The following is a 13,727-nucleotide window of genomic DNA, read 5'->3' as shown; positions in this document are numbered from 1 at the left end:
TCACAGCCGCACGATCACGTTCCCGCGGTAGTCCCCACGAAGCAGTCCGTCGAGCGCGCCCGGCGCGGCGGTGAGCCCGCCCTCGACGATCGTGTGCGGGAAGACGACCTCCCCCTCCCCGAGCCACCTGACGTAGTCCTCGTTCCACGCCCGGATCTGCTCGGGGCTGTGCCGCGTGGAGAACGGCCGGATCTCGAGCTCCTTGACGATCGCCGTCATCACGTCGAGACGGGGCATGCCGCCCTGCGATCCGCCGATCTGCCCGGCGAGCGCTCCGCAGAGCGCGAAGCGCGCACCCGGCGCGGCGGCCTGCACGGCCGCCTCGAACAGCGGGCCGGCCACGGTGTCGAAGAGCACGTCGATGCCGTCGGGCGCGAGCTCGCGGAGCCGGGCCACCACGTCCTCCCGTCGGTGGTCGATGGCCGCGTCGAAGCCGAGCTCGTCGACCAGGTACGCGGCCTTGGCGGCGGTCCCCGTGGATCCGATCACCATGCGCGCACCACGGGCTCGCGCGATCTGCCCGGCCAGCGAGCCGACCCCGCCCGCGGCGCCGGTCACGAAGACGACATCCCCCTCCCCCACCCGCGCGACGTCGACCATGCCGTGGTGCGCCGTCACGCCCTGGTTCAGCACGTACTCCGCCCCCGGCAGTCGATCGACCGGGACCGGCCAGAAGCCCGCGGGCGCGCCCACGACCTCCTCGCGCCACCCGCTCATGTGGGTGACGACCGTGCCCACCGGCATGTCGGATGCGGACTCCACCACCGTCCCGGTCGCCCCGCCCCACAGCGGCTCGTCCCGCCCGTACGCGGGCATGGGCAAGCCGGGCGCCGCGCCCATGAGGTCGGCCATCACGGCGGTGACCTGCATGAAGTCCGTGCGCACGCGCACCTCGCCGTCCCCGAGCGGTCGGGCGGGGACGTGGCGCATCGCCACGCACGAGGAGGGAGCCTCGCGGTGGTCGTGCCGGTGCCGGGCGAGCACGATCTCGGCGGTCGTCCGGATGGGGTGCTCCATGGTCATGCGGGTCTCCTCGTCATCGCACCCGGCGATCGGCCGGGATGCTGCGACGCTAGGGAGGGAACCGGACAGCCGCTGTCCGGGACGCGACCCAGGGTGAGGCCATGCGGGACACTTCGGAACGGCTCCTCCGGCTCCTCGCGCTGCTCCAGCGGCGACGGCCGTGGAACGCGGATCAGCTCGCGGCCGAGCTCGCGGTCACCGACCGCACGATCCGACGCGACATCGGCCGGCTCCGCTCGCTCGGGTACCCCGTCACGAGCACGACGGGCCTCGACGGCGGGTACGAGCTGACAGCGGGCGCCTCGTTGCCGCCGCTCCTGCTCGACCCCGACGAGGCGGTCGCCACGTTCCTCGCGCTCCGGGCCGCGGCGGCGGGCGAGGATCCGGAGGCGGGTGCCGCCGCCCGCAGCGCCCTGGAGAAGGTCGTGCGCGTCCTCCCGGAGCGGGCGCGGACCGCCGTGGGCGCGATGACGCGTCACTCGACCGCGATCGAGATCGGGCGCCCCTTCCGCGCGCCGGAGCCCGTGCGGACTGCCTCGGCCCTGGTGGTCCTGGCGCAGGCGTGCCGATCCCGCAGGCGGGTGGCGTGCGACTACGAGCGCGGAGACGGACGCCGGGGTCCGATGCTCGTGGAGCCCCGGCACCTGGTCCGCACGATGGACCGCTGGTACCTGCTGGCGTACGCGATCGGCCCGGAGTCGTGGCGCACCCTCCGCGTGGACCGCATGCGCGATGTGGCCGCGACCGCCGTGCCGAGCCGGCCGCGCACGGACCCGGCGGAGGACCTCGACGAGCTGGTCATGAGCGGGATCCGCTCGCGCATGCAGCGCGTCACGGGCGTCGTCCGCGTGCATGCGCCGATGGCGGAGATCGCCCACTGGATCTCCCCGGCCTGGGGGACGGTGACCGCCGAGGGCCCCGATGCGTGTCTGGTCGAGGCGGGGGCGGACAGCCACGACGCCATGGCGAGGTGGCTCCTGCTCCTCGCCCGACCGCTCACCGTCGTCGGACCTCCCGAGCTGGCGGACGCGTTCGCCGCGGTCGCCGCGGGGGCGGGACGAGCGCGCTCCGCCGGTGATGCCAGCGCGGTGGCGTCCGCCGACTGATCCCCTGCCCGGGATCCGCGAACCTGGCAGGACCCTGAGCGCGTGAACGTTCTCCGGGGCTGGCCCGTCGTCCTCCATGTCGGCGCGTCATCTCGCGGCGCACGTAGACGCACCATCCGGATCAGGAGACCCCATGCAGAAGAAGACCAAGATCATCCTCGGCACGAGCGCGGCCGTGGTCGTCGTGCTCGGTGTCAGCGCCGCCGCGTTCGGCCCCGCCTTCTACCGCGACGTGATCGTCGGTGCCCCCGCGGCCGCCCCGTCCGTCTCGGCCGCTCCCGCCGACTCCACGCTCGACACGAGCGACCTGTCCGGCGAGTGGCAGATCGGCACCGGCAGCACCGCCGGCTACCGCGTCGACGAGGTGCTCAACGGCACCGACGTGACCGTGGTCGGCACCACGAAGGACGTGTCCGGCACCATCACGGTCGACGGATCCACCCTCTCCGCCGCGACCGTGAAGGTCGACGTGAGCACCATCGCCACCGACCAGCCGCCGCGCGACGCGTACTTCCGCGACGAGGCCATGCAGGTGTCGCAGTACCCCGACGCGACGTTCACGCTCACGCAGCCGATCGACGCGGCCGTGCCCGCGAGCGGCCAGGTCTCCACGGTCGACGCGACCGGCGAGCTCACCATGCACGGCGTCACGCAGACCGTGACCGTGCCGCTGCAGGCCGCGCTCTCGGGCGACGGCGTGCAGGTGAGCGGATCCATCCCCGTCACGTTCTCCGACTACGGCGTCGAGGCCCCGAGCCTCGGATTCGTCAGCGTCGAGGACAAGGGGACCGTCGAGTTCCTAGTGAAGGCGACGCCCGCGAAGTAGTCGCGGACCGGCCCTCGGGGCCGCCCCGGACGAGGGGAGGAGGAGCGCGTTCGGGGCGCTCCTCCTCCCCTTCGTCGTGCTCCCGCCCTACTCGTCGTCCATCGTGGTGGCGAAGCGCCGGAACTCCCCGCGCTCGACGTGCATCGCCCACAGCGCGTCGGCGAGCACCTGCGGGTCCTTCTTCGGGTGGCCCGGCCGGATCGCCCCGGGGATGATCAGCTGGCCGACGTGGATCCCGTCGCCCGCGAGCGCCTCGTGGATCATCTGGCCGTAGGCGGTCTCGCCCGCGAACCCGATGGAGGTGCCGGCGAACTTGGGCAGCGGCTGCACGGCCGTGCCGCCGTTGACGAACAGGACCGTGCCGCGGCCGAGGACGCGCATCCCCTGCAGCACCTGGTGCACGGCGGCGACGGGCGCCTGGATGGAGAACTCGAACGCGCCGACGAGGTCGCCGGGCGTGGTCTCCAGCACGGGACGCAGGAACTCCTTCTGCGGGAGCGGGCTGTACTGCAGGACCTCGACGGGGCCGAGATCCTGCGCGGCGCGATCGAGCGCGGCGGCGAGCGCCACGTGGTCGCGGACGTTCGCGGAGTAGCCGCGCGCGGTGATCCCCTCATCGGCTAGCGTGCGCGCGAGGTCGTCGACGCGCTCCTGGTTGCGCGAGATGAGGGCGACGGCGAAGCCCTCGGCTCCGAAGCGGCGGGCGACGGCGGCGCCGAGGCCGGCGCCGGCCCCCACGATGGCGATGGTGGTCATGGTGCTCCTCGTGACAGGTGGTCTCGTGGCCCGGCATCGGGTGCGCCGGGCTCCTCCCTCGACGCTAGGCCGTCCGGGCGGCGGCGTCCGAGGAGGAGCCGCCCGCTAGCGTGGCGGGATGCAGCTGACCCCCGAGCTCGCCGGGCAGCTGGCCCGGGTGCCGCGGACGCACGACAGCCTGCTCGCGCCCTGCCGGATCACGCTGCGGTCCGGGCACGTGCGCGACCGCGTGCTGGTGGGCGAGCGCGCCGCCGTCGCGCGGGCCGGCCACCGCGTGCGCGCCGCCTTCGAGGTCGAGGACGTCGCGCGCATCGAGGACAGCCCGCTGCGGCTGCCCGCGGAGCTGGCCGAGCGGATCCACGAGGCGGGCGAGTCGGGCATGGGCTACCTGCGGTTCCTCGTGCGGATGCGCGACGGATCCACGCTGCCGTTCGTCACCGGCGGCTCCGCCGACTTCCCCGCCTGGCCGCCCGGGGTCTCCCCCGCCGACGCCGTCGACGTGGTCCCGCACGGCGGCCGCGAGCTCCTCCTCCACCGCCCGCCGACGCCTCACGAGAGCGGGGCGGCGTCGCTCTGGCTGCTGTACGACGCGTAGGGCGGCGGCCCGGTCACTCGGGATCCGGGATCAGGCCGGGATCGCCGCCTCGAGGATCCCGCGGGCCGCGTCGCGCGCCGCCTCGAAGGGACGCGCGAAGGTGCGCATGCCGACCGTGACGAGGGCGCCCTCGTAGAGGAGCATCAGCGTGCGGGAGGTGGCGGCGGGATCCGGGACGCCGGCCTCGCGGCACACGTCGCGGATCAGCTCGAGCATCCACGCCTTCTGCCGCATGACCTCGGGGAGCACGTCGTGGCCGTCGTCGTCGGCGTCCGACGCGTCCGCGCCCAGCTCGGCGCGGGCGTTGATCGCGCCGCAGCCCTTGGGCAGGTTCGCGTCCGCCCACGTGATCGCCGCGTCGAACAGCGCGAGCACCCGCGGGATCCCGGGCTCCGGCACGCGCGCGAGGTGCGCCTCGAGGTGCGCGCGCCACCGGGCGTCGCGGTCTTGCAGGTACGCGACCACGAGCCGCTCCTTGGAGCCGAACCGGTCGTAGATCGTCTTCTTCGTGACGCCCGCGGCGGCCGCGACCGCGTCGACGCCGACCACGTGGATCCCCCGTGCGTAGAACAGCTCGGACGCCGCGTCGAGCACGCGGCGGGCTCCGGGGGTGAGCGGGGCGAGGTCGGGGGCGGTGGTGCGCATGCCCTCACTATACCGATCTGTATAGTCGACCCCATGACCAGTACACAGATCGGTATACCTCGGCGTCTCGTGACCGTCGCCGCCGCGGCAGGGTTCGTGCTCGCGTGGAGCTCGGGCTTCCTCATCGCGGCCATCGGGACGGTCGAGGTGCCCGCGACGACGCTGCTCCTCTGGCGGTTCGCGCCGCTCGCGGTGGTGCTCGCGGCGCTCGTCGTCGCGACCGGCGCGACCCGCGGGATCGCCCCGCGGACGCTCGGCCGGCAGGCGCTCATCGGCTGCTTCGCGCAGCTCGGCTACTGCGCGTTCGTGTACGCGGCGATCGGCGCGGGGATCGCGACCGGCACCACGGCGCTCATCGACGCGGTGCAGCCGCTCGTCGTCGCGACCCTCGTGGGTCCGCTGCTCGGGCTGCGCGTGCGCGGCGCGCAGTGGGGCGGGCTCGCGCTCGGCGCGGTCGGGGTGGTGCTCGTGGTGCGGTCGCAGGCGGGAGCGGCGGACGCGGATCCGGTCGCGTACCTGCTGCCCGCGGCGGCGATGGCGTGCCTCGTGGCCGGCACGTTCCTCGAGCGCCGGTCGGCCGGGCGGCCGCCCGTGCTCGTGACGCTGACCGTGCACGTCGCCGTCACCTCGGTCGCGCTGCTGGTCGCCGCCGCCGCGACCGGGACGCTCACCCCGCCCGCGGACCCGGCGTTCTGGATCACCACGGTCCTCGCCGCCCTCGTCCCGACCCTCGGCGCCTACGGCCTGTACTGGTGGCTGCTCGAGCGGGTGGGGATCACGGCGCTCAACGCCCTGCTCTTCCTGGTCGCGCCGACCACCGCGGCGGCGGGCGCGCTGCTGCTCGGCGAGCGGATCACGCTCGTGACGCTCGCCGGGTTCGCGCTCTGCGGCGCGGGGGTGGCGGTGGTGCTGGTCACCGAAGGGCGGCGGCGCAGCGGATCCGGCGCGCCCGTGGACACCTCGGCCGGCGCCCCGGCGGACACGTCCGGTGGTCCCCGTTCTGGGGGACACCGCACCGCATTCACAGGAATACGTTCGAACTTCAGCGACGCCGTTGGGGGGCGTCCGAGCACCTAAGGGGAATCTTGAACGTCCACGCACGCACTCGATGGATGGCGGGAGGTGTCGCCGCGTCGCTCGTCGTCGCCGCGAACCTGCTGACCATCCCCGCCGCCAACGCGGCACCCGGAGACGCCGCCGCGCGCGGCATCGCCGTCGACCTCGACCTCGGAGCGCTGGGCATCGACGTCGACGCCCTCGCCCAGGTCGGCGCGTCCGCCGTCAGCGGATCCGGCACCGACGAGGACACCGTGGCCGCCGCCGCCGTCCTCACCCCGGTCGCCGACCTCGCCGTCGACGCCGGCGTCATCACGACCCGCGCGACGAGCGGCACGACCGGCTCCTCCGCCACGTCGTCCATCGCGGGCGCCACCGTCGGCCTGCTCGGGCTCACCGCGCTGGACGTCGGCGCGGTCTCGGCCACGGCCACCTGCCCGGTGGGCGGCACGCCCACCGCCACGGCGAACGTCGCGGGCCTCGTCGTCCTCGGTGACACGATCACGCTCGACGCGGACACCCTCACGGCGTCGGCCGACGCGCAGCTGGGCGGCGCCCTCGCCGGCGTCACGCTCACCGCGGACGTCCGCCAGATCCGCCAGGTCACCGGCACCACCGCCCTGGCCACGGCGATCCAGGTCGACTTCTCCGCCGCCGGCACGCTGCTCGGCCTGCCGCTGCTGCGCACGTCGCTCGGATCCGTCACCCTCGCGACCGCGAACTGCGAGACCCCGACCGCCGCCGCGATCCCGGCGCCCGACCTCCTCTCGCTCACGCCGACCGAGGGACCGACCGCCGGCGGCACGACCGTCACCATCACGGGCACCGACCTCGCGGGCACCACGGCCGTGACCTTCGACGGCGCACCCGCGACGATCGTCGGCACGCCGACGGCGACGCAGGTCGTCGTCCGCACGCCCGCCAACGCGGCCGGACCCGCGGACGTCGCGATCACGACGCCCGGCGGCACCGACGTCCTCCCGGGCGGCTTCACCTACATCGCGCCGACCGCGCCTCCCGCGGCCGACCCGGTGATCACCGGCCTCACGCCCGACGAGGGACCGACCGCGGGCGGCACGACCGTCACGATCACGGGCACCGACCTCGCGGGCACGACGCTCGTGACCTTCGACGGCGCACCCGCGGAGATCGTCGGCACGCCGACGGCGACGCAGGTCGTCGTCCGCACGCCCGCCAACGCGGCGGGACCGGCCGATGTGGCCGTCACGACGGCCGCGGGCACCGACACCGTCACCGCGGGCTTCACCTACATCGCGCCGACTGCGCCTCCTGCGGCCGGTGACCCCGTGATCGGCTCGATCACGCCCGACGAGGGACCGACCGCGGGCGGAACCACCGTCACGATCATCGGCACCGACCTCGCCGGCACCACCGAGGTCACCTTCGACGGCGTGCCCGCGCAGATCGTCGGCACGCCGACGGCCACGCGCGTCGTCGTCCGCACTCCTGCGGGCACGGCTGGCCCGGCCGATGTGGCCGTCACCACCCCTGCGGGCACCGACACCGCCACGGGCGGCTTCACCTACATCGCCCCGACCGCACCGCCCGCGGCCGGCGACCCGGTGATCGGCTCCATCACGCCCGACCAGGGCCCGACCGCGGGCGGCACGACCGTCACGATCATCGGCACCGACCTCGCCGGCACCACGCTCGTCACCTTCGACGGCGCCCCGGCGCAGATCATCGGCACCCCGACCGCGACGCGCGTCGTCGTCCGCACTCCCGCGAACGCCGCGGGACCGGCAGACGTCGCGATCACCACCCCTGCGGGCACCGACACCGTCACCGGCGGCTTCACCTACATCGCGCCGACGGCACCTCCCGCGGCCGGCGACCCGGTGATCGGCTCGATCACGCCTGACCAGGGACCGACGACCGGCGGCACCACCGTCACCATCGTCGGCACCGACCTCGCCGGCACGACGCTCGTCACGTTCGACGGCGCCCCGGCGCAGATCATCGGCACGCCGACCGCGACGCGCGTCGTCGTCCGGACCCCCGCGAACGCCGCGGGACCGGCGGACGTGGCCATCACCACCCCGGCAGGGACAGACACGGTCACGGGCGGCTTCACCTACATCGCCCCGACCGCACCGCCCGCCGCGGGTGACCCGGTGATCGGCTCCATCACGCCCGACCAGGGACCGACGACCGGCGGCACCACCGTCACGATCGTCGGCACCGACCTCGCCGGAACCACCGAGATCACCTTCGACGGCGTGCCCGCGCAGATCATCGGCACGCCGACCGACACCCGCGTCGTCGTCCGCACCCCCGCGGGCACGGCCGGTCCGGCCGACGTCGTCATCACCACCCCGGCGGGCACGGACATCGCCCGCGGCGGCTTCACCTACGTGGCTCCGGGCACCGGCCCGACGCCGCCGGTCACGCCGCCCGTCACTCCGACGCCGCCGGTCACGCCCCCGGTCACGCCGCCCGTCACCCCGACGCCGCCGGTCACGCCGCCCGTCACCCCGACGCCGCCGGTCACGCCCCCGGTCACGCCGCCGGTGATCCCGACGCCGCCGGTCACCCCGCCGGTCACCCCGGCCCCGCCCGTGGTCCCGGCACCGCCGGTCACCCCGGCGCCGGGCGCCCCCGTCGTCGGCTCGGTCTCGCCGGACCGCGGCAGCACGAGCGGCGGCACCACGGTCACGATCGGCGGCAGCGGCCTCGGCGGCGTCACCGGCGTCACCATCGGCGGGATCCCGGCGACCATCGTCGGCACCCCGACGGCCACGAGCGTCACGGTCCGCACCCCGGCGCACGCCGCGGGCCGGGTCGACGTGACGGTCACCTCGGCCGCCGGTTCCGCGACCCGCGCGGGCGCGTTCACGTACGTCGCCTCCGCGTCGGGCCCCGCCGGGCTCGGCTCGAACGGGCGCGGGAACGGCCAGACGCTCGCCTACACGGGACCGGCCGTCCCGGTCGGCCCGGCGCTCACCGCCGGCGTGCTGCTCCTGATGCTGGGAGCCGGCTCGCTGCTCATCGCGCGTCGCCGCCGCCTGGGCTGACCCCCGGCGCCGGCACCCGAGGGCCTCGCCCGTCACCGTCCGGTGGCGCGCGGGGCCCTCGTCGCGTGCGGGGTGGAGCGGCCCGCCCGCAGCGGTGCCGCCCGGACGGCCGTCAACTAGCATTGACGGATGACCGCGGACGGACTGCAGGGACTCGTCGCCTCGCTGCGCGACCAGGGCCCGGCCGACGCCCTCCGCACGGTCGCCCGGCTGCGCGGCGAGCTCGCGCGCACGGAGGCGGGCCTCGTCCGCAGCGCGCGCCAGGCCGGGCTCTCCTGGGAGGCCATCGCGGAGTGCCTCGGCGTGACGAAGCAGGCCGTCCACCGCCGGTACGGCAAGCAGTAGCGCCGACCCCGGAAGCGTCAACGCTTGTTGACGCCGCGTCCTCGCCTCCGCTACCGTCGGCCGGGAGGATCCGTCAACATGCGTTGACAGCCGCGGGCCTAGGACGCGCGCGGCGGATCCGGCACCGGAGGAGGCGATCACGTGACGGCACGCGGATGGACGGGGGGCGCCGAGCTGCGCGGCCCGGTCGGGCGGGCGCTGCGGACGTCGTGGCCGGCGGCGGTCGCGGTCTCCACGCCCCGGCGGGTCCTCGTCGCGACGACGCACGCCGCGCCCGAGCGCGCCTACGAGATCGGGTCGGTCGGCAAGGCGCTCACGGGCATGCTCTACGCCGACGCGCAGGAGCGCGGCCTGGTCGAGCCGACGACCGCGCTGGGCGACCTGCTCCCCCTGGCCGACCACGGCGCGGTGGCCGGCGTGACCCTCGGCTCCCTCGCGGTGCACCGCTCCGGGCTCCCGCGGCTGGCCCCCGGCATGCACGTCCTCCGCCGCAGCATCGCCCTCTCCCTGCGCGGCGAGAACCCGTACGGCGAGACGCTCGACGAGCTCCTCGAGCAGACGCGGGGCGTGCGGCTCGGCCCCGCGCGACCCCGCTACTCGAACCTCGGGTTCGAGCTGCTCGGGCACGCCCTGGGCCGCGCCGACGGCCGCGGGTACGGCGGGCTCCTGCGCGGCGTGCTGGGCGACGACTGGGCGACCCCGGCCCGCCCGGAGGACCTCCGCGACGTCGACCTGCTCGGATCCTCGCGGACCGGGCGACCGGTCGAGCCGTGGACAGGCGAGGGCGTGGCGCCCGCGGGCGGGATCCGGGCGAGCGTCGGCACCGTGGGCGCGCTGCTGCGGGCGATCCTCGACGGGTCGGCCCCGGGGATCGCGGCGCTCGACCCCGTCGCCGACCTCTCCTCGCGCGTGCGCATCGGGGCCGGGTGGATCACGCTCGCCCACCGCGGCCGCCCCGTCACGTGGCACAACGGGATGACGGGGGGATTCGCCAGCTGGGTCGGCGTCGACCGCGCGGCCGGCGTCGGCGTGGCCGTGCTCTCCGCGCGGTGCCAGGCGGTCGACCGCGCCGGGTTCCGCCTCCTGGAGGAGTTCGCGGCGGACGGGGCGGTGGAGCTGGACTGAAGCGGCCGGCGGGCAGCGGCTCCGATCAGGAGGCGGCCGGCGGCACCGCCGGCTGCGCGGACCGCGGCAGCCCGCGCAGCCACACGTCGATCTCGCGGGTCGACCGCAGGCGCACGATCCGCAGGTGCGGGTGCGCGATGGCCGCCCGCACGATGCGCTGGCGCAGCTTCGCCCGGCCCTTCCACCCCCAGCGGATGATGTGCTCCGGATCCGTGAGGATCGTCCGGAGCGGCGGCTCCACGTTCCCGTGCCAGAGCGGCACGCGGTACCAGCGGCGGTGCAGCGTGCGGCGGATCAGCCGGCCCATCTGCACCGCGACCGGCAAGTCGAGCCAGACGAGCGTGTCCGCGCGCGACGGCAGCAGCTCCCCGAGCTGGGTCGTGTACTGCCACTCGCTGACCCAGGCGTCCTGGGAGGAGAAGGCCTCGACGTCGTCGCGGAAGCCGGGCAGCTCGGTCCAGCCGGGCCCGTGGAACAGGGAGTCGAGCTCCCGGTACGGCACGCCGGTGCGGGCGTGGATGCGACGCGCGAGCGTCGACTTGCCGGTGCCCGCGGGCGCGCCGAGGAGGATGCGCCGGGGCGGCGGGTCCAGGCGGTCGAGTGCTCCGAGCATCCGCCGATCCTAGGGGGGACGCCCGCCCCCGCGCCGAGCGCCTCCCGCCCTTCCCGTCGCGGGCCCCCGCCGGTACTTTGGTGCCGCCCGCAACGAATGGACGACCGACCGGAAGGGGCCGATCATCCGATCGCTCTCGCGCGACGATGCGCACCTCGCACCCGCCCCCGTCTTCGCGACCGCGACCGCGGCGCCCACCTGGGAGGAGGGGCTCGTCGTCGGCAGCGGGCGGATCGGCGCGGTGGCGCACGGCCCGGCCGACCGGATCACCGTCTCCCTCGCGCACGAACGCTGGTTCCCGCCCGTGAACCCGCGGCCGCGCGCGCCCGACCTGCGACCCCGCATCGACGCGATCCGCTGCGCCCTCCTCGCGGGCGACGCCGACGCGGCGAGCGCCGAGCTCACCGCGGGCGCGCGCGACGACGGCTACGGGGACGACCTCATCTGGACCGACCCGCTGGGGATCTGCGCGACGCTCGTCGTCCGCACGCCGGGCGGCGCCGTCGGGATGCGGCGCACCATGGACCCGATCGGCGGCGAGGTCGCGATCGAGTGGCGCGACCTCGCGGGCGGCCGGCACGCGCTCCGGCTCCTCGCGCCGCGGGACGGCGAGGCCTGCTGGCTCGCGCTCGAGTCGGACCGCGAGGCCGAGGTCGCGCTCGAGCTCGCGCTCGGCGCGGGCGACGCGACGTCGTTCGACACCGGCGTGCCGGACGCGTCCGCCGCGGTGCGGGCGTCCGTCGCCGGCGGCGGGCGCGGGATCCTCACGGCCGAGGCCGGGCAGGGCGGCGACGCGGTGCGTGCGGTCACGGCGGTCGACGCGGGCGGCGCGTGGGAGGTCGTCGGCGGATCCGCGCGCACGACCGTCCGCACCCGCCCGGGCGCGACGCGGCTGGTCCGCCTCGCCGTCGCGACGGGACCGCGCGACGCCGCGCCCGCACTCGCGCCGGCGGAGGCGGTGATCGTCTCGCCCACCTGGGAGGACCTGCGCGCCGGCCAGCGCGCGACGCACGGGCGGCTCGTGGGCGCATCCACCCTCGACCTCGACGGCGCGGCAACGACGGCCGACCCCGACGCACCGCCCATCACGCCGCTCCCGGCCACCACCGAGGACCTCTGGGCCGCCGCCCGCGCCGGGGATCCCGCCGCCCGCCGCCGCGTCGTGGAGGTCGCCTACCTCAGCGGCCGCGCCGCGATCGTCTCCTCCACGGGCGAGCTGCCGCCCACGCTGCAGGGCGTGTGGCAGGGCACCTGGCGCCCGGCGTGGTCCGCCGACTACACGCTCAACGGCAACGTGCAGGACGGCGCCATGGCGGGCATGATCCCCACCGGCACGCCCGAGCTGGCCCGCACCGTCCTCGCGCTCGTGCTCCCCCACCTCGACGACTACCGCGACAACGCCCGCCGGGTCTTCGGGGCGGAGGGGATGCTCCTGCCCGCGCGCATGTCGACGCACGGCCGCGCCGACCACTTCTCCGCTGACTACCCGCACCTGTTCTGGACGGGCTGCGGCGGCTGGATCCTCCGCATCGCCGCCGACGTCGTCGCCACCACGGGCGACCGCGGCGTCGTCGACGACCGCCTGTGGGAGCTGGCCGAGGGCGTGCTGCGCTTCGCCGAGACGTCGACGGTCGTGGTCGACGGGGTCCGCCGGCTCGTGCCCTCCTACTCGCCCGAGAACACCCCGGGCGGCGGACGCGTCCCGGCCGCGACCGACGCGACCATGGACGTCGCCGTCCTCCGCGACGCCGCCCGGGCCACGGCCCTCCTCGGCCGGGCCCGGGGCGACTCCTCGCTCGACGCGCGCTGGGACGCGGTCGTCCGCGACCTGCCGCCGTATCGGGTGGCCGACGACGGCACGCTGGCCGAGTGGCTGGATCCGCGCTGGCCCGAGCGGATCGCGCACCGCCACGCCTCGCAGCTGCACCCGCTCGGCGGCGAGGTCGACCCGGCGTTCGTCGGGGATGGCGACGAGGTCGTGCGGCTCCGCGCCGCGGCCGCCCGCACGGTCGCCGCGAAGGTCGCGTGGCGGGCGGAGGCGCCGACCGCGCCGCCCGGGCGGATGGAGATGGCGTTCGGCCTGGTGCAGGTGGGCCGCGCGGCGGCCGCGCTGGGCGACGCGGAGGCGGCCCTCACGTGCGCCGAGTGGCTCGCGGTCGAGCACTGGAGCCCCGCCCTCACGACCCGGCACGACGCCGGCCGGATCTTCAACCTCGACGCGAGCGGTGGCCTCCCCGGCCTCGTCGCGGCGATGCTGCTCGGATCCGACGGCGGCTCCCTCGCGGCGCTCCCGGCGCTGCCCGCGGCCTGGGCGCGCGGATCCGTCACGGGGCTCCGCGCGCGCGGCGGGCTCGCGGTGGACCTGGCGTGGGATCCGCAGGGCGCGTCCCTCGTCGTGCGGCGCGTGCCGGGCGCCGGGTGGATGGCGCCCACCGCCGGCACCGTGCTGCGGCTGCCGCGCGCGGCGACGGTGCGGGTGGACGGCGCGGCGCACGCGGCCGACGCGCCCGTCGCGTTCGGCGAGGAGCCGGTGCGCGTCGAGCTCCGCTGGACGCCGGAGGCGCCGGCCTGAGATCGATCTCTTCCCTAGCCGTGCGGGCCG

General features: G+C 76.1%; 12 protein-coding genes. 8 read left to right on the top strand and 4 right to left on the bottom strand.

The features are described from left to right. Nucleotides 1-1,023, bottom strand: a complete 1,023-nt coding sequence (locus ACT7CP_RS01135) for a zinc-binding dehydrogenase (RefSeq protein WP_445443027.1) — start codon at nt 1,021-1,023, stop codon at nt 1-3. A 101-nt stretch (nt 1,024-1,124) separates the two neighbouring features. Here ACT7CP_RS01135 and ACT7CP_RS01130 point away from each other — a divergent pair, with 101 nt between their 5' ends. Next, on the top strand, nt 1,125-2,129 hold the full coding sequence (locus ACT7CP_RS01130) for a helix-turn-helix transcriptional regulator (RefSeq protein ID WP_445443026.1): 1,005 nt from the start codon (nt 1,125-1,127) through the stop codon (nt 2,127-2,129). A gap of 133 nt (nt 2,130-2,262) precedes the next feature. Further along, on the top strand, nt 2,263-2,955 hold the full coding sequence (locus tag ACT7CP_RS01125; RefSeq protein ID WP_413962051.1) for a YceI family protein: 693 nt from the start codon (nt 2,263-2,265) through the stop codon (nt 2,953-2,955). An 87-nt stretch (nt 2,956-3,042) separates the two neighbouring features. Here the strand turns inward: ACT7CP_RS01125 and ACT7CP_RS01120 are convergent, their stop codons facing one another. Beyond that, nucleotides 3,043-3,711 (bottom strand): SDR family NAD(P)-dependent oxidoreductase, encoded by a 669-nt coding sequence (locus tag ACT7CP_RS01120; protein WP_445443025.1) that lies wholly within the window; start codon nt 3,709-3,711, stop codon nt 3,043-3,045. A gap of 118 nt (nt 3,712-3,829) precedes the next feature. Between ACT7CP_RS01120 and ACT7CP_RS01115 the strand changes: the two genes are divergently transcribed. Then, nucleotides 3,830-4,306 (top strand): hypothetical protein, encoded by a 477-nt coding sequence (locus ACT7CP_RS01115; protein ID WP_445443024.1) that lies wholly within the window; start codon nt 3,830-3,832, stop codon nt 4,304-4,306. A 30-nt stretch (nt 4,307-4,336) separates the two neighbouring features. Here the strand turns inward: ACT7CP_RS01115 and ACT7CP_RS01110 are convergent, their stop codons facing one another. Continuing rightward, complete coding sequence (locus ACT7CP_RS01110) at nt 4,337-4,951, bottom strand: TetR/AcrR family transcriptional regulator (RefSeq protein WP_445443023.1); 615 nt, start codon at nt 4,949-4,951, stop codon at nt 4,337-4,339. Nucleotides 4,952-4,984: 33 nt separating this feature from the next. On the opposite strand from ACT7CP_RS01110, the gene ACT7CP_RS01105 reads away from it, so the two are divergent. The 4 genes from ACT7CP_RS01105 to ACT7CP_RS01090 all read left to right on the top strand — a co-directional run bounded on the left by ACT7CP_RS01105 (nt 4,985) and on the right by ACT7CP_RS01090 (nt 10,512). Next, a complete protein-coding gene (locus ACT7CP_RS01105; RefSeq protein ID WP_445443022.1) occupies nt 4,985-6,028 on the top strand; it encodes a DMT family transporter in 1,044 nt (347 codons plus the stop codon). A 35-nt stretch (nt 6,029-6,063) separates the two neighbouring features. Beyond that, complete coding sequence (locus ACT7CP_RS01100; protein WP_445443021.1) at nt 6,064-9,042, top strand: beta strand repeat-containing protein; 2,979 nt, start codon at nt 6,064-6,066, stop codon at nt 9,040-9,042. Nucleotides 9,043-9,171: 129 nt separating this feature from the next. Beyond that, the gene (locus ACT7CP_RS01095) at nt 9,172-9,387 is read left to right on the top strand and encodes an AsnC family protein (RefSeq protein WP_307504794.1); all 216 of its coding nucleotides are present in this window, start codon (nt 9,172-9,174) and stop codon (nt 9,385-9,387) included. A gap of 141 nt (nt 9,388-9,528) precedes the next feature. Further along, a complete protein-coding gene (locus tag ACT7CP_RS01090) occupies nt 9,529-10,512 on the top strand; it encodes a serine hydrolase domain-containing protein (protein WP_445443020.1) in 984 nt (327 codons plus the stop codon). 25 nt (nt 10,513-10,537) lie between these two features. On the opposite strand, the gene ACT7CP_RS01085 is transcribed toward ACT7CP_RS01090, so the two are convergent. Further along, entirely contained in the window at nt 10,538-11,125 is a 588-nt protein-coding gene (locus ACT7CP_RS01085; protein ID WP_445443019.1) for a P-loop NTPase family protein, read from the bottom strand. Between the two features lie 121 nt (nt 11,126-11,246). Between ACT7CP_RS01085 and ACT7CP_RS01080 the strand changes: the two genes are divergently transcribed. Further along, nucleotides 11,247-13,697 carry a glycosyl hydrolase family 95 catalytic domain-containing protein gene (locus ACT7CP_RS01080; protein ID WP_445444004.1) on the top strand — a complete coding sequence of 817 codons (2,451 nt, stop codon included), beginning with the start codon at nt 11,247-11,249 and terminating at the stop codon, nt 13,695-13,697. Nucleotides 13,698-13,727: the final 30 nt, after the last annotated feature.

Source organism: Clavibacter rahimiani, assembly GCF_052654495.1.
This window is presented reverse-complemented; position numbering and strand designations above follow the sequence as displayed.